Consider the following 15,896-nt stretch of genomic DNA (forward strand, 5'->3'; position numbering starts at 1 on the left):
CCCTTTACGGGGAAGGTGAATCCTGTGACCGCGATACACGCGTGCCCGGTTGGGGCGATAGGGTTACCCTGCCCGGGCCGGGTGGACTCGTACGGGTGGGGAGTGACATGGAGCAGATAACAGTGCGCAGCAGGGCGAGGGTCCCTGCGATCACCTGCGGGAGCAGCGCGACCAGTTCGCGCCTCGACCGCCATCTGTCGGTGCTGGGCGGTCCCGCCATACCGCAGCAGAAGACGGCCGAGGCGACCTCGCTGATGCGTGAGCTGACCGCGCGTGAGCCCGCCAAGCGCAGTGACCGGGGCACGCGGATGCGCCACGTCTCCCTGTTCGCGCCGCTGCGTCGGCTGCGTCGCTCGCTGTTCGGCGGCAACAGGCACTGAGGGCCCGCGCTCAGGCCGCCACACCGTCCCGGCGCAGGGCTGCGATCTGGTCGTCCGTCATCCCCACGGCACGCAGCAGCGCCTCGGTGTGCTGACCGAGCGCGGGCACGTCCCCCATCCGTGCGTCGTCCCCGCCCGGCATGGTGATGGGGGGCAGCAGCGCACGCAGCGGCCCCACCGGCGATCCCACCTGCCGCCACCGCTCCCGGGCCGCCAGCTGCGGATGCTCCGCCAACTCGTGCAGATCCCTCAGGCGCGCGCACGCGATGCCCGCGCCCTCCAGCCGGGCCAGCGCCTCGTCGGCCTCCAGCGCGCCCAGCGCCTTGCCGACCAGCTCGTCGGTGCGCCGCCGGTTCTCGACCCGCGCCGCGTTCGTCGCGAACGCCGGGTCCGTCCCCAGCTCGGGCCGTCCCATGACCTGCTCGGCCAGCCGCCGCCATTCCCGGTCGTTCTGCACCGACAGCAGCACCCGCCCGCCGTCCCCCGTCTCATAGGCGTCGTACGGCGCGATGACGGCGTGCGCGAGGCCGGTGCGCGCCGGGGGAGTTCCCCCGTGCATCGCATGGTGCAGGGGGTGGCCCATCCACTCGGCGAGGGACTCCAGCATCGACACCTCGACCGGGCCGCCCCGCCCGGTCGTCCCGCGTCGCACCAGCGCGGCCAGCACACCGGAGAAGGCGTACATGGCCGCCGCGATGTCCGCCGCCGGGATCCCCGCCTTGACCGGTTGCTCCGGCGTCCCGGTCACCGACACCAGCCCCGCCTCGCACTGCACGAGCATGTCGTAGGCCCGCTTGTCCGCGTACGGCCCGGACGCCCCGTACCCCGAGATGTCCACGGCGACCAGTCGCGGGTGCGCGGCGCACAGCGTGGCCGCGTCGAGCCCCAGCCGGGCGGCGGCCCCCTGGGCGAGGTTCTGCACGAACACGTCCGCGTCCGCGACCAGCCGCCGTACGGCGTCCAGGCCGCGCGGGTCCTTGAGGTCGAGGGCGATGGACTCCTTGCCCCGGTTGCACCACACGAAGTGCGAGGCGAGACCGCCGGCGGCGGTGTCGTAGCCGCGCGCGAAGTCGCCGCCGTCGATCCGCTCGACCTTGATGACGCGGGCGCCCAGGTCGGCGAGCTGCCGGGTCGCGAAGGGCGCGGCCACGGCCTGTTCGACGGCGACGACGGTGATGCCCTCCAGGGGCAGGGGGAGTCGGTCCATGGGGTGGATCATGACTCGGGCGCGCTGCCTTTGTCAGTAGTCGTCCACCACATGTGACCTGGTGCTCAGTGTCCGCCGTGCGTGTACCGGCGGACCGCGAGCGGCAGGAAGACCGCGGTCAGCGCGGCGCACCAGGCGAGCGACCCGGCGATCGGGTGGGCCACCGGCCAGGCGGCGCCGTCCGGGACGGGCGCGTTGCCGAAGAGGTCCCGCAGGGCCGTGGTGACCGCGCTGATCGGGTTCCACTCGGCGAGCGTGCGCAGCCAGCCCGGGAGATTGCCGGTGGGGATGTAGGCGTTGGACAGCAGCGGCAGCACGAAGGACGAGGCGCCGAGCTGCCCGGCGGCGTCCTCGCTGCGAGTGAGCAGCCCGAGGAAGATCCCGATGCTCGTGCAGGCGAACCGGAAGAACAGCAGCAGGCCCACCGCGCCCGCCGCCCCGGCCGCCGACCCCTCGACCCGCCAGCCCACCGCGAGCCCCACCAGCAGCAGCGGCACGGTCCCCACCGCCGTCACGACCAGGTCCGCCACCGCCTGCCCGAGCGGTACGGCCGCCCGGCTCACCGGCATCGTGCGGAAGCGGGCCATCACACCCCGGTGCGAGTCCTGGGCGGCCTGGAACATCCCGGTCAGGATCCCGCCGGCCGCGGTCGCCACCAGCAGCCCCGGCACCAGGAACGAGCGGTACTCCCGGCCGGGCATGGCGAGCGCGCTGCCGAAGACGTAGCCGAAGAACAGCAGCATGTTCACCGGCATCAGCTGGGTGAGGATTGCGAGCCCGGGACTGTTGCGGACCCGCCGCAGCTGCCGCCCCACCATCACGTATCCGTCGTACGCCACCGCACTCATGCCGCGAGCTCCTTGCCGTCCGTGGGGTCCGAGGTGAGCCGGAGGAAGACGTCGTCGAGGGTCGGCCGGCTCAGGCCGGCGTCGGCCAGCGACACGCCCGCCGCGTCGAGTTCGCGCACGAGGCGGGGGAGCGTGAGCGTCGGATCGGTGCTGACCGCGCCGACGGCGTTGCGGTCGTGGTCGAACGCGGGCTCGGTGCCGGTGAGCCCGCCGAGCACGGTCGCGGCCCGAGCCAGGGCGTCGGCGTGAGTGACGACGACTTCCGCGTACGACCCGACGAGCGCCTTGAGCTCGGCGGGTGAGCCGGTGTGCGCGACCCTGCCCCGCTGCACCAGGGCGATCTCGTCGGCGAGCTGGTCGGCCTCCTCCAGATACTGGGTGGTCAGCAGCACGGTGGTGCCGTCCGCCCTCAGCTCGCGCACGGCCTGCCATATCCCGTTGCGGCCGGCCGGGTCGAGCCCGGTGGTGGGTTCGTCCAGGAACAGCACGTCGGGCCGGCGGACGAGGCAGGCCGCGAGGTCCAACCTGCGCCGCATCCCGCCCGAGTAGGTCGAGGCGGGCCGGTCGGCGGCCTCGGCCAGCCCGAAGCGCTCCAGCAGCTCACCGGCGCGCCCGGCCGGTCCGCGCACCCGGTGCAGCCGGGCGAACAGCCGCAGGTTCTCCCGCCCGGTCAGATCCCCGTCCACCGAGGCGTACTGCCCCGTGACGGCGATCCGGCGCCGCACGGCCGCCGCGTCCCGTACGAGGTCGTGGCCCGCGACCCGGGCCGAACCCGCGTCCGGCCGCAGCAGCGTGGTGAGCAGCCGTACGGCCGTCGTCTTCCCCGCCCCGTTCGGGCCGAGCAGCCCGCAGACCGTGCCCTGCGCGACGGCCAGATCCAGCCCGCGCAGGGCGTGCACAGCGCCGAAGCGCTTCTCCAGACCCTCACTGAGTACAGCGTACGTAGTAGCCATGCGGCGACCATACCGCACTGCGTACGGCGTACGTAACTAGCATGGTGATCGAGGTGATGACCGATGGCAGTCCGAGGGGCCGAACCCGAGGTGATCTGGGCGCGCCCCGAGCGCACGGGCCGGGGCCCGAAGCCGGCGTACACCCGCGCCGACATCGCGGCCGCCGCCGTCCGGATCGCCGACGCGCGCGGGCTGGACGCGGTGTCGATGCGGCACGTCGCGGCCGAACTGGGATGCGGCACGATGTCGCTGTACAACTACGTCCCCCGCAAGGAGGACCTGTACGAGCTGATGGTCGACGCGGTCAGCGCCGAGCACGAACTCTGGGAGGCGAGCGGCGACTGGCGGGCCGACATGATCCGGGTCGCGAACCAGACCCGCGCCCTGATGCACCGCCACACCTGGGTGCCGCGCCTGATGTCCCCCGTCTACGGCTTCAGCCCGAACGCCCTGCGCTACCTCGAACACTGCCTGGCCTGCCTGGACCCGCTGGAGGCGTCCTACGGCACGAAGATGGAGCTCGTCGCGATGCTCAACGGCGTGGTGACGACGTACGTCAGGAACGAACTCGAAACCGCCGAACGCACCCGCTCCCTCCCCTGGTCGGAGGACCAGGAGAACGCGGCCCGCATCGCCTACCTGGGCAGCCGCATCGCCTCGGGTGCGTACCCGCACATGGCGGCGGCATTCACGGAGGACCAGGGCCCGATCGACCTGGAGGCGGTGCTCGCACGGGCGTTGAACCGCGTACTCGACGCTTTCGACGTGGAGCGCGGCAGCCGGTGACCGTTCCTCGGTGAAGTCACGCGCGACCACGGGGACATCGGCTGGTTCTCGTCCCCGGGCCGCCTGCGGAGCTGCGCTCGACTTCGTCAGGGACGGCCTGGAGAGCGGCTTCACGCGGCTGGACACGGCCGGGGGCGGCCGGGGACGGCCGGGTCGTGGTCGCGGGTGTCCCTCGGCCGGTAGGCCATGGCCGGCCGGCATGCGAGATGCCGCGCCCGGCCGCACAGGGGGTCTGGACGTGCCGATCGTCGCCCCTCGGGGCCAGACCGAGAGCAAGCGCATCAGGCCCACCCAGAACTTCACCCCGCCCCGCCGTGCGAAGGACGCCGAGGACATCGCGCGGCTGCAGGCGGCTCTGCGCGAGCGCTAGATCAGTGTGAACTGGCCCTCCGGGCCCTCCTCGTGGTGGTCCAGGACCGAGGCTGGTCTGCGGGAGGGCTCCGGGGGCGGGAGTATGCCGGCCTTGTGCAACGACGTGGCTGTGAGCGGGGCCGTCATGTGCAACTGCTCGGCCTGTGGGGAGTGGTGTTCCGCCAGTAGTGCCAGGACCGTGATGAGCTCCAGCAGTTCCGACGTCCACGGCTGCGGCCAGGTCGTCGGGCGGATCGCGGTCAGGGTGCCCGGTTCGGCGGGCGTGGTGCGGGTCGTGAACCACTGCTCCAGGACCCGGACCCCGGCCATCTCGAAGTCCCAGGCCTCGGGCGGCACGGGGGAGATACGGCCCTCGTCGAGGTGGAGGGTCTCCTCGTCGCGGTCGTAGTGCAGGGTGAGAGGGAGGGAAGGGAGCGGCGCGCGGACGTACGGGCGGCGGCCGCCGGGGAGTTTGGGGCGTTCGCCGTCGCGCCGCATCAGCCAGAGCAGCCGACGGCCCGACTCCACGCCCCGCGACCAGAGTTCGGCGTCCTCGGTGAGGGGAACCGTGAGGTCCGGGCCTACCGTCGCCATGACCCACGCGAGGACGTCCAACGGGGTGGGGGACAGGCCCAGCCGGGAACCCAGGTGCTCCAGCAGGCCCGGCGCCAGATTGGGTTCCGTGCCGCCGGGGCGGCGGTACAGCGGGCGGATGCGGCCGGGGCGCAGGACGGGCAACAGCGACGTCGCCAGCAGCGGCGGGCCCGGGGTGTCGGCGGGCGACTCCACGGCGAACACCTGGTGCTCGTCCGCCACCCGCCACAGCTCCGGGCGGGCCGTGTCCAGCAGTCGGTGGTCCGGGATCAGCCACTGCTCGTCGAAGGGGGCCGCCAGGACGCGTACCGGCTCCGGGCACGGCCCCGACGCGCGCACCAGCTTCTCCGTGCCGCTGGACTGTCCCGGCAGCTGACCCACCGCCGAGTGCAGCGTGCGCGAGCGCGTGGGCTCGAACAGGGCCTCCCGGTCGGGGCCGTCGGCCTTGAGCAGGGCGTCCCAGCGGGCCTTCAGACAGGCCGCGTCGGGCGCCGTCGGCCAGGCGCGGCCCGGCCGCAGGGGTGCGACGGACCACGGCATGAGGTCCGCGAGCAGCGGAGCGTCGTCGTGCGTCACGCTGGGCATGGTACGACCTGCCGGTCCGGGGCGGGTCAGGTGGCGTCCAAGGTCACCGTGAAGGAGAAGCGGTCGCCCCGGTAGTGGATCACCGCCACGTCGAGGACACGGCCGTCGGCGTCGTACGTCACACCCGTGTAGTGCAGGATCGGGCTGAGCAGCGGGACTTGGAGCAGCCGCGCGGTGTCCGGGTCGGCCAGGCGGGCCTCGACCGTGTCCGTGATGCGGCTGATGTCCGCCCCGACGACATCCCGCAGCACCTTGGTCATCGGCCAGCGGACCAGGTCGTCCAGGTCGATGCGCGCGGCCAGTTCGGGACGGATGTGGTTGCGCGCGTGGTTGGTCGGCTCGCCGGTCTTCTCGTCGCTGCGCAGCCGGTGGTACGACGCCACCTCGGCCAGATCCGGGAAGTACTCGGCGAGTTCGGCCGGCACGGGCCCCGTTCCGTGGTCCAGCAGCTCGGTCGTCATACCGGACTGCTGGGCCACGATCGCGTCCACCGAGCCCAGCAGACGCACGGGTGCGCCCCGCTGGACACCGGGCTCGATGAACGTGCCGCGCCGCCGGTGCCGGCTGATCAGCCCCTCGTCCTCCAGCTCCTTCAGCGCCTGCCGCATGGTCAGCACACTGACGCCGTAGTGCTCCGCCAGCTGCTCCTCCGTGGGCAGGCGCAGCGGGTCCCGGGGCGAGCGGCCGAGTATCGAGGCGCGCAGCGACTGCGACACCTGATACCAGAGCGGCAGCTTGCGGTTCAGGACGATCGAGTCCGGAGCGAAGGAGGTCACGGGGTCATCCGTACCTGGAGTGAATCTTCAGTGCAAGGGGCGGAAGTGCCGCTCGAGGCCCTGCCACACGTCGTCGTACCGCTGCTGGAGGTGGTCCGCCCGGGCCGCGTGGGGCGTGAGCGTCACCGGCCAGCGCGTCTCGAACATGAACGCGAGCCCGTCGTCGACCTTCTGCGGCCGCAGCTCGGCCGCGCTCGCCCGGTCGAAGGTCTCCCGGTCCGGTCCGTGCGCCGACATCATGTTGTGCAGCGAGCCCCCGCCCGGGACGAAACCCTCAGCCTTGGCGTCGTACGCGCCCTCGATGAGCCCCATGTACTCGCTCATCACGTTCCGGTGGAAGTACGGCGGCCGGAAGGTGTCCTCGCCCACCAGCCAGCGCGGCGCGAAGACCACGAAGTCGACGCCGGCCAGGCCCGGGGTGTCGGACGGGGAGGTGAGGACCGTGAAGATGGACGGGTCGGGGTGGTCGTACGAGATCGTGCCGATCACATTGAAACGGCGCAGGTCGTACACGTACGGGACATAGTTCCCGTGCCAGGCGACCACGTCGAGCGGCGAGTGGTCGTACGTGGCCGTCCAGAGGTTGCCGCAGAACTTGTTCACCACCTCCACCGGGCCCTCGACGTCCTCGTAGGCGGCCACCGGCGCCCGGAAGTCCCGGGCGTTGGCGAGCCCGTTGGCGCCGATCGGGCCGAGGTCGGGCAGCCGGAAGGCCGCGCCGTAGTTCTCGCACACATAACCCCGGGCGGAGGCGTCAAGCAGCTCCACCCGGAAGCGCACCCCGCGCGGGATCAGTGCCACATGCCCCGGCTCCGCGTGCAGCAGCCCGAACTCCGTGTGCAGCAGCAGCCCGCCGCGCTCCGGGACGATCAGCAGTTCCCCGTCGGCGTTGCTGAAGACGCGCTCCATCGAGGCGTTGGCGTGGAACAGGTGCACGGCCATGCCGGCGCGCTGGGTCGCGTCGCCGTTGCCGCCCAGGGTCCACAGGCCCGCGAGGAAGTCCGTCCCGGCCGGCGGCTCGGGCAGCGGGTTCCAGCGCAGGCGGTTCGGGTCCGGCTCGGTCTCGGCGAAGGGGCCCGTGCGGAGCGCGCCGTTGTCGGTGCGGGTGAACGCGGGGTGCGCGGCCGAGGGGTGGATGCGGTACAGCCAGGAGCGGCGGTTGTACGCCCTGGGCTCGGTGAAGGCCGTACCGCTGAGCTGTTCCGCGTACAGCCCGAGCGGTGCCCGCTGTGGCGAGTTGCGGCCCTCCGGCAGGGCGCCCGGCACCGCCTCCGAGGCGTGCTCGTTGCCGAATCCGGAGAGGTAGGCCAGTCCCTCGGCGGTCTTCCGTGCGTCCCCGCTCATGATCGCTCCCTTGCGAACCCGATTCCTATGCAACACCGTAGGATTGCGGTTTCGTCGGCGCAAGAGGGTCTTGGTCCTCCACGGGACCGACCGGAACCAGACCTCAGGGGGATCCAGTGGCCCCGAACGGTGTTCTAGTCTCCCCGCCATGTCATGGACGCGTGGATTTCGGGCCGCCCTCGCGGTCTGCGTCCTGCTGCTGGTCGCAACGGCGGGTTGCGGAACGGGCGAGGCGCACGAAGGCAAGGACGGGGGGTCGCCCTCACCGGTGGGCAGAGTCCTCGACGCGACAGACGGCCAAGGGCGGCACTATCGCGAGGTCGGCAAGAAAGGGGCGCCCGACGTCGACGTCGAGGTGGCCCCCGACGCCGCCGGCAACTGGGACGTCCGGCTGACCGTCCGCAACTTCCGCTTCTCACCGGCCGGCGCGAAGGCCGAGCCGACGGCCGGACGCGGCCTCGCGTACCTCTTCGTGGACGGCGGCCTGGTCACCCGGCTGCGCGCCCCCGACTACCGCCTCGCCCCCCGTCTCGTCCCGCACGGCACCCATCACGTCACGGCCCGCCTGTACGCGGACGACGGCACGGTGTGGGCCGTGCGCGGCAAGCCGGTGGAGAGCACGGCCGACATCACGGCGTCGGGGGCGGAGGCGGCGGCGAAGGCGGGGACGGTGACGGCGAAGGCGAAGGAGACGGCGAAGGAGACGGAAGCGACGCCGACCGCGAGCGGTGTGACGGGCACGCCGGCGCGATGAGTGCAACGGCCACCTTCCTCCGTACTCAGGGGCAAGGTTCACCGGACCCCGGCGGAAAGGCATCATGAAGCCCGTGCCCCATGCGACATCGCTTCGCCGAGCGCCCGTCCAGCGGCGCAGTGCCGAACGGCTGACCAGGATCCTCGACGCCTGCGCCGACCTCCTCGACGAGGTCGGCTACGACGCCCTGAGCACCCGGGCCGTGGCGCTGCGCGCCGGTGTGCCCATCGGCTCGGTCTACCGCTTCTTCGGCAACAAACGGCAGATGGCCGACGCGCTCGCCCAGCGCAACCTGGAGCGGTACACCGAGCGCGTCATCGAGCGGCTCGGGGACGGGGGGAGCGGTGACTGGCGGGCGGCCATGGACGCCGTGCTCGACGAGTACCTGGCCATGAAGCGCACCGCACCCGGCTTCTCCCTCGTCGACTTCGGCAACCAGATTCCGGTCGGCGCCCGGCACGCCGAGCCCAACCACCGTGTCGCCGACCGCCTCACCGAACTGCTCTCCGGCTACCTCGGCCGCACCCCCGACGACGATCTGCGCCGCACCTTCCTGATCGCCGTGGAGACCGCCGACACGCTGGTCCACCTCGCCTTCCGGGTGGACCCGCAGGGCGACGAGGCGATCATCGCGGAGACCCGGGAGCTGCTGCGGGCCTATCTGGCGCGCATGCTGGACTGAACCGTCCCTTTCCGGACCCCTTCCCGAGAGGCCTCCCCATTGGGCATACCGGTCGGTATGCTCGGCCTGTCCGTGCGCCACCGCAGCCGCGCCGCCGCCACCCGGGAGGACCCGTGTCCCGTACCGCCCTGCGAATCTGCCCCCTGTGCGAGGCCACCTGCGGGCTGACCCTCACCATCGAGGGCACCCGTGTCACCGGCGCCCGCGGCGACCGCGACGACGTCTTCAGCAAGGGGTTCATCTGCCCCAAGGGCGCCTCCTTCGGCGCCGTCGACGGCGACCCGGACCGGCTGCGCGCACCCCTCGTCCGCAAGGACGGCGAACTGCGCGAGACCACCTGGGAGGAGGCCTTCGACGCGGTGGCCGCGGGCCTGCGGCCGGTCGTCGAGCGGTACGGGCCCGACGCGGTCGGCATCGTCCTGGGCAACCCCAATGTGCACACCATGGCCGGCGCCCTCTACCCGACGGTCCTGCTCGGCGCCCTGCGCACCCGCAGCCTGTTCACCGCCTCCACGGTCGACCAGATGCCCAAGCACGTCTCCAGCGGGCTCCTGTACGGCGACGCCAACGCCATCCCCGTGCCCGACCTGGACCACACCGACCATCTGCTCCTCATCGGCGCCAACCCCCTGGAGTCCAACGGGAGTCTGTGCACCGCCCCCGACTTCCCCGGCAAGCTCAAGGCGATCAGGGCCCGCGGCGGCACCCTCACCGTCATCGACCCGCGCCGCACCCGCACCGCCAAACTCGCCGACCGGCACCTCGCGATCCGCCCCGGCACCGACGCGCTGCTTCTCGCGGCGATGGCGCACGTGCTCTTCGAGGAAGGACTCGTCGAGCTCGGTGAGCTCGCCGAGCAGGTGCAAGGGCTGGACGAACTCCAGGACGTGATGCGGGACTTCACCCCACAGGCCGCGGCGGAGGCCTGTGGCGTCGACGCGGACACGATCCGCGCCCTCGCCCGTGAACTCGCCGCCGCCCCCACCGCCGCCGTGTACGCCCGCATAGGCAGCTGCACGGTCCCGCACGGCACCCTCGCCAGCTGGCTCGTCGACGTCCTCAACATCCTCACCGGCAACCTCGACCGGCCCGGCGGCGCCCTCTTCCCGCAGGCCGCCACCGACAAGACCCCCCGGCCCGCCGGACCCGGCCACGGCTTCGCCCTCGGCCGCTGGCACTCCCGGGTGCGCCGGCACCCCGAGGCGAAGGGTGAACTGCCGCTCTCCGCGCTCGCCGAGGAGATCGACACCGCCACCGAGGAGGGCGAACCGGTCCGCGCCCTCATCTCCATCGCCGCCAACCCCGTGCTCTCCGCCCCGGACGGCAACCGGCTCGACAAGGCCCTGGACTCCCTCGACTTCATGGTCAGCGTCGACCCGTATCTGAACGAGACCTCGCGCCACGCCCATGTCGTGCTGCCCCCGCCGCCGCCCTCGCAGAGCCCGCACCACGACTTCGCCTTCAACACCCTCGCCGTGCGCAACCAGGTCCGCTACACCCGCCCCGCCGTCCCGCTGGAGCCCGGCCGGATGGCCGAGTCCGAGATCCTGGCCCGGTTGATCCTGGCGGCAAGTGGCATGCACGGTGCCGACCCCTCGGCCGTCGACGCCATGGTGATCGACCAGACCCTCGGCAAGGCGGTGCGCGAGGAGCACTCTCCCGTGCACGGCCGGGACCCCAAGGAGCTGGCCGCGCAGCTCACCGGCGAGACCGGTCCCGAACGCCGGCTCGACATGATGCTGCGCCTCGGCCCCTACGGCGACGGCTTCGGCGTACGGCCCGACGGACTGACGCTGCAACAGCTGCTCGACCACCCGCACGGCATCGACCTCGGCCCGCTGGGCCCGCGGCTGCCGCAGCCGCTGAAGACCAGGAGCGGCAAGGTGGAGCTGCTGCCGCAGCCGATCGCGGACGACCTGCCCCGGCTGCGGGAGGCGCTGGACCGGCGCCCCGACGGGCTCGTCCTCGTCGGCCGCCGCCATCTGCGCTCCAACAACAGCTGGATGCACAACGTGCCCGCCCTCACCGGCGGCACCAACCGCTGCACCCTGCACATCCACCCCGAGGACGCGGACCGCCTGGGAGTGCGCGACGGGGCGAACGTACGGGTGAAGGGGGCCGGGGGTGAAGTGGTGGCCCCCGCCGAGGTCACCGACGGCGTCCGGCCGGGCGTGGTGAGCCTGCCGCACGGCTGGGGCCACGACCGCCCCGGCACCCGGATGAACCACGCGGTCCTGGCACCCGGAGTCAACGTCAACCAGCTTCTCGACGGCAGCCTGCTGGATCCGCTGTCGGGCAACGCGGTCCTCAACGGAGTGCCGGTCGAACTCACCGCGACGTCGTGACCCGACGTCCTTGAGCCGGCGGGGTGATGTCCGAGGGGGCGCGCGGCGCCGTTCCCGTGTGGTGCGGGGTGGATGTGAAAGGGAGTCAGATGATGAGAGGCGTATGAAAAGCATCTGACGGAGGGCCGGCCATGTCGACTTCGTCCCTGCCCGGCAGAGCGGCCGCATGGACGGCGCTCACCGTCGCCGGAACCGTCCTCCTCGGCGCGCCGGCCGAGGCCGCTCCCGATGACGACGGGGACGTCGAGATCCATGTGCTGGGCACGGCCGTCGCCACGTACCTCGACGGGCCGAAGGCCTGCAGCCTCTACCTCGACGCGGTCGACTTCGACGAGGCCGAGGGGATCGACTGGACGATCGAGCCGCAGCCCGCGAGGCGGGGGGCCGTCACCCTCTCCAGTTCCCTGGCACTGGTCGACGGTGCCGGAACCTCCGACAATCTGCTGCTGCCCGCCGCGCAGTACAAGCTGACCTGGACCGTCGCCCAGGGCAAGGGCGCGGGCGGGCACAAGGTCTTCAAGGCCGACTGCCCGAACGCGCCCGGCGGCGCTCCCAGCAGCAGCCCGAGCGGCACACCGGGTGGCGGCAGCGGCGGCCCGGGCGGCGGGCCGGAGGGCGGTGACGGCGGTCCGAAGGGCGGCTCGCCCGCCGACGGCTCGGGACCGGCCCGCGACAACCCCTTCAGCCCGGTCGCGGGTTCCGCCGCCGTGGGGCTGGCCGCGGTCGGCGGGGCGGCCTGGTTCAGGCTGCGTCGCCGCACCCGCGAGGCGCACACGACGCCCGGCACCCGCTGAATCACGCCGTCCGTTTCCCTCCCCACCTGGCGTAATCCGGGTATTCGGGCGCGTGTCTTCCCCCGGCCGCACACATTCCGTTAATTTCCGTGACTCACAGGCCCCGTTCGACCCGCGCGAGGCCTTCCACCACGGAGCACCGGCACCAGCGCTCTGGACAGCCCCCGGGGGCAGCAGCCATGACACGCGCCATCTCCCTGCACGACGTGAGCAAGTCCTACACGCGAGGCGTCCGCGTCGTGGACCGGCTGTCGCTGGACATCGCGCCGGGGGAGTTCCTCGTCCTGCTCGGACCCTCCGGCTGCGGCAAGTCCACCGTCCTGCGCATGATCGCCGGACTGGAGGAGATGGACGAGGGCGAACTGCTGCTGGACGGCGAGTACGCCAACGATCTGCAGCCGTCCGCCCGGGACATAGCGATGGTCTTCCAGAACTTCGCCCTCTACCCCAGCATGACCGGCCGGGACAACATCGGCTTCCCGCTGCGCATCGAGGCCCCCGGCGCGGACCCGCGCCCCCGGGTGGACGCCACCGCCCGGCTGCTCGGCATCGAGGACCTCCTCGACCGCTACCCCAGCCAGCTCTCCGGCGGTGAACGCCAGCGGGTCGCCATGGGCCGGGCCATCGCCCGCCACCCCTCCGCCTTCCTGATGGACGAGCCGCTGTCCAACATCGACGCCAAGCTCCGCAACCATCTGAGGGCCGAAATCTCCCAGCTCACGCGCGAGTTGGGGGTCACCACGGTGTACGTCACCCATGATCAGGCCGAGGCCATGTCGCTCGGCGACCGGGTCGCCGTACTACGCGGCGGAGTGCTTCAGCAGGTCGGCGACCCACGCACCGTGTACGCGCTCCCGCGCAATGTCTTCGTCGCCGCCTTCATCGGCATCCCGCGCATCAATCTGCTGCGGGGACTCGTCCGTGCGCCGCTGGACGGGGCGATGACGATCAGCCTCGGCAAGCAGGCCCTGCGGCTGCCCGAACCGCTCAGCACGGACCACCGGTTGCTGCGGGTGCAGCAGGGCCGCGAGGTGATCGTGGGTCTGCGTTCGGAGGCCGTCCGCATCGCCAAGCCCGCCTCCGCCCGGCCCGGCGAGGTGCCCATCAGCGGGCTGGTGGAGCACGTGGAGTTCCAGGGGCACGAGGTCCTCGTCCACTTCAACACCGGTTCCCGCCCGGCCGTCGTACCGGAGTTGGAGGCCCCGCGCCCGGCCGTCCGCTCCTCGCGGCGCCGCCGTCGTGAGGGCCCGACGGTGCTGGAGCGGCTCAGGGAGCGGGCCGGTGCGCTGCGCGCCGGGCCGGTGGTGGTCCTGGAGGACCCGGCGGACGCCGAGCCCGGACCGGTGCCTGCGGAGGGCCGGCAGCCCGGCGACCTGGTCGTACGCACCACCCCCGACATCCGGCTCCGCCACGGCATGCAGGTCCCCCTCCTCGTCGACATCGCCCATCTCTTCGTCTTCGACCAGCACGGCGAACGCATCTGCCCGTCCCCGGCGCGGCTGCCCGACCTGGAGGAGTGGGCCCACTAGGGATGGGGCATGCGCAAGCGACTCACCCCCACCCGGGCCGCCCTCACCACGGCCGGCCTCCTGCTGGCCGCCGCCCCGACCGCCCACGCCACCCTCGCCGACGCCGATGCCCACGCTCCGGCGCGCGGTAAGCCGTACATCGAGACCCGGCTGCTGTTCGGCACCGCGCGCCCGGACGGCGGCCCGGCCGTCACCGACCCGCAGTTCATGGCCTTCGTGGACAAGGAGGTCACTCCGGACTTCCCGGACGGGCTCACCGTGCGGGACGTGCGCGGGCAGTGGCGGGACGCGCACGGCACGATCGAGCGCGAGCGGTCGTACGAACTGGTCCTGCTGTATCCGGTGGGGCGGGCCGACGCGAACGACCGGAGCATCGAGGAGATCCGGCGGGCCTACGAGAAGGCCTTCGGTCAGGAGTCGGTGGGCCGGGTGGACGAAGGGGCTCGGGTCGACTTCTGATATCCCGGAGCGTCCGGTGTTTCCGGAGCGTCCGGTCACGTCTGGCGCGAGAAAACTAACATCGCTAGTTTGTGAGTCGGACGACGCAGCCCCGCCGGGAGGAAGCAGCATGAAGTCACACGACGGCCTGTACATCGACGGCGCCTGGCGCCCCGCCGCCGGCCGGGACGTGATCGAGGTCGTGAACCCGGTCGACGAGCAGGTCATCGGCCGGGTCCCGGCCGGTACCGCCGAGGACGTTGACACCGCCGTACGGGCCGCCCGCGCCGCCCTCCCGGCCTGGGCCGCGACCCCGCCGGCCGAGCGGGCCGCACGGCTGACCGCCCTGCGGGACGTGCTCGTGGCCCGCAAGGACGAGATCGCCGAGACGGTCAGCGCGGAGCTGGGCGCACCGCTCCCGTTCTCGCAGACGGTCCACGCGGGCGTGCCGATCGCGGTCGCGGGCTCCTACGCCGAACTCGCCGCGACCCACGCCTTCGAGGAGAAGGTCGGCAACTCGACCGTCCATCACGAACCCGTGGGCGTGGTCGGCGCGATCACCCCCTGGAACTATCCCCTCCACCAGATCGTCGCCAAGGTCGCCCCGGCCCTCGCCGCGGGCTGCACCATCGTGCTGAAGCCGGCCGAGGACACCCCGCTCACCGCCCAGCTGTTCGCGGAGGCGGTTCATGAAGCGGGCGTACCCGCGGGCGTGTTCAACCTGGTCACCGGGCTCGGACCGGTCGCCGGACAGGCCCTCGCCGAGCACCCGGACGTCGACCTGGTCTCCTTCACCGGCTCCACGGCGGTCGGCCGGAAGATCGGCGCGGTGGCGGGCGCCGCCGTCAAGAAGGTCGCCCTCGAACTCGGCGGCAAGTCCGCCAACGTCATCCTGCCCGGCGCCGACCTCGCCAAGGCGGTGAACGTGGGCGTCGCCAACGTCATGTCCAACTCCGGCCAGACGTGCAGCGCCTGGACCCGCATGCTGGTGCACACCGACCGGTACGAGGAGGCGGTGGAGCTCGCCGCGGCGGCCGCCGCCAAGTACGGCGACCGCATCGGCCCGGTCGTCAGCGCCAAGCAGCGCGCCCGGGTGCGCGGTTACATCGAGCAGGGCCTCGCCGAGGGCGCGCGTCTGGTCGCGGGCGGCGCCGAATCCCCGCGCGAGACCGGCTACTTCGTCAGCCCCACCGTGTTCGCGGACGTCACCCCCGAGATGACGATCGCGCAGGAGGAGATCTTCGGCCCGGTCCTCACGATCCTCCGCTACGCGGACGAGGAGGACGCCCTGCGCATCGCCAACGGCACGGTCTACGGCCTCGCGGGCGCCGTCTGGGCCGGCGACGAGGCGGAGGCGGTGGCCTTCGCCCGCCGCATGGACACCGGCCAGGTCGACATCAACGGCGGCCGCTTCAACCCCTCCGCCCCCTTCGGCGGTTACAAGCAGTCCGGTGTGGGCCGGGAACTCGGCGCGCATGGACTCGCCGAGTACCTCCAGACCAAGTCCCTCCAGTTCTAAGGGAGTTCCGA

Annotated in this window: 16 protein-coding genes; 10 read left to right on the forward strand and 6 right to left on the reverse strand. The window is 72.4% G+C overall.

Annotated features, from left to right (window positions below; all coding sequences use genetic code 11):
• The first annotated feature begins 107 nt into the window (after positions 1–107).
• Entirely contained in the window at positions 108–380 is a 273-nt protein-coding gene (locus ACFY1J_RS18235; RefSeq protein ID WP_390712238.1) for a hypothetical protein, read from the forward strand.
• A 10-nt stretch (positions 381–390) separates the two neighbouring features.
• Here the strand turns inward: ACFY1J_RS18235 and ACFY1J_RS18240 are convergent, their stop codons facing one another.
• From ACFY1J_RS18240 to ACFY1J_RS18250, 3 genes are all read right to left on the reverse strand, one after another.
• Entirely contained in the window at positions 391–1,587 is a 1,197-nt protein-coding gene (locus ACFY1J_RS18240) for a CaiB/BaiF CoA transferase family protein (RefSeq protein ID WP_390731527.1), read from the reverse strand.
• 65 nt (positions 1,588–1,652) lie between these two features.
• The gene (locus ACFY1J_RS18245) at positions 1,653–2,435 is read right to left on the reverse strand and encodes an ABC transporter permease (protein WP_390712240.1); all 783 of its coding nucleotides are present in this window, start codon (positions 2,433–2,435) and stop codon (positions 1,653–1,655) included.
• Positions 2,432–3,388: an ATP-binding cassette domain-containing protein gene (locus ACFY1J_RS18250; RefSeq protein ID WP_390712241.1), complete on the reverse strand. Its 957-nt coding sequence runs from the start codon at positions 3,386–3,388 to the stop codon at positions 2,432–2,434. Before ACFY1J_RS18250 ends, ACFY1J_RS18245 begins: the two co-directional genes overlap by 4 nt.
• A gap of 63 nt (positions 3,389–3,451) precedes the next feature.
• On the opposite strand from ACFY1J_RS18250, the gene ACFY1J_RS18255 reads away from it, so the two are divergent.
• Both ACFY1J_RS18255 and ACFY1J_RS18260 read left to right on the forward strand, forming a co-directional pair.
• A complete protein-coding gene (locus ACFY1J_RS18255) occupies positions 3,452–4,174 on the forward strand; it encodes a TetR/AcrR family transcriptional regulator (RefSeq protein ID WP_390712242.1) in 723 nt (240 codons plus the stop codon).
• A gap of 238 nt (positions 4,175–4,412) precedes the next feature.
• Entirely contained in the window at positions 4,413–4,544 is a 132-nt protein-coding gene (locus tag ACFY1J_RS18260) for a hypothetical protein (RefSeq protein ID WP_390712243.1), read from the forward strand.
• Here the strand turns inward: ACFY1J_RS18260 and ACFY1J_RS18265 are convergent.
• Genes ACFY1J_RS18265 through hmgA form a run of 3 tightly spaced genes read right to left on the reverse strand, consistent with a single transcriptional unit; the run spans position 4,541 to position 7,824 of the window.
• Positions 4,541–5,704: a type ISP restriction/modification enzyme gene (locus ACFY1J_RS18265; protein ID WP_390731528.1), complete on the reverse strand. Its 1,164-nt coding sequence runs from the start codon at positions 5,702–5,704 to the stop codon at positions 4,541–4,543. The two genes, ACFY1J_RS18260 and ACFY1J_RS18265, sit on opposite strands and share 4 nt — an antisense overlap.
• A 26-nt stretch (positions 5,705–5,730) precedes the next feature.
• Complete coding sequence (locus tag ACFY1J_RS18270; RefSeq protein ID WP_390712245.1) at positions 5,731–6,480, reverse strand: GntR family transcriptional regulator; 750 nt, start codon at positions 6,478–6,480, stop codon at positions 5,731–5,733.
• Between the two features lie 27 nt (positions 6,481–6,507).
• Complete coding sequence (gene hmgA / locus ACFY1J_RS18275; protein ID WP_390712246.1) at positions 6,508–7,824, reverse strand: homogentisate 1,2-dioxygenase; 1,317 nt, start codon at positions 7,822–7,824, stop codon at positions 6,508–6,510.
• Positions 7,825–7,972: 148 nt separating this feature from the next.
• Here hmgA and ACFY1J_RS18280 point away from each other — a divergent pair, with 148 nt between their 5' ends.
• From ACFY1J_RS18280 to ACFY1J_RS18310, 7 genes are all read left to right on the forward strand, one after another.
• Positions 7,973–8,578, forward strand: a complete 606-nt coding sequence (locus ACFY1J_RS18280; protein WP_390712247.1) for a hypothetical protein — start codon at positions 7,973–7,975, stop codon at positions 8,576–8,578.
• Positions 8,579–8,642: 64 nt separating this feature from the next.
• Positions 8,643–9,260: a TetR family transcriptional regulator gene (locus ACFY1J_RS18285; RefSeq protein ID WP_390712248.1), complete on the forward strand. Its 618-nt coding sequence runs from the start codon at positions 8,643–8,645 to the stop codon at positions 9,258–9,260.
• 113 nt (positions 9,261–9,373) lie between these two features.
• The gene (locus ACFY1J_RS18290) at positions 9,374–11,605 is read left to right on the forward strand and encodes a molybdopterin oxidoreductase family protein (RefSeq protein ID WP_390731529.1); all 2,232 of its coding nucleotides are present in this window, start codon (positions 9,374–9,376) and stop codon (positions 11,603–11,605) included.
• Between the two features lie 131 nt (positions 11,606–11,736).
• A complete protein-coding gene (locus ACFY1J_RS18295; protein WP_390712250.1) occupies positions 11,737–12,399 on the forward strand; it encodes a hypothetical protein in 663 nt (220 codons plus the stop codon).
• A gap of 179 nt (positions 12,400–12,578) precedes the next feature.
• Positions 12,579–13,928, forward strand: coding sequence for an ABC transporter ATP-binding protein (locus ACFY1J_RS18300; RefSeq protein WP_390712251.1), 1,350 nt, complete (start codon positions 12,579–12,581; stop codon positions 13,926–13,928).
• Positions 13,929–13,937: 9 nt separating this feature from the next.
• Entirely contained in the window at positions 13,938–14,387 is a 450-nt protein-coding gene (locus tag ACFY1J_RS18305) for a DUF3574 domain-containing protein (protein WP_390731530.1), read from the forward strand.
• Between the two features lie 109 nt (positions 14,388–14,496).
• Positions 14,497–15,885: an aldehyde dehydrogenase family protein gene (locus ACFY1J_RS18310; RefSeq protein ID WP_390712253.1), complete on the forward strand. Its 1,389-nt coding sequence runs from the start codon at positions 14,497–14,499 to the stop codon at positions 15,883–15,885.
• Positions 15,886–15,896: the final 11 nt, after the last annotated feature.

This window comes from Streptomyces sp. NPDC001406, from assembly GCF_042895285.1.
GTDB lineage: Bacteria > Actinomycetota > Actinomycetes > Streptomycetales > Streptomycetaceae > Streptomyces.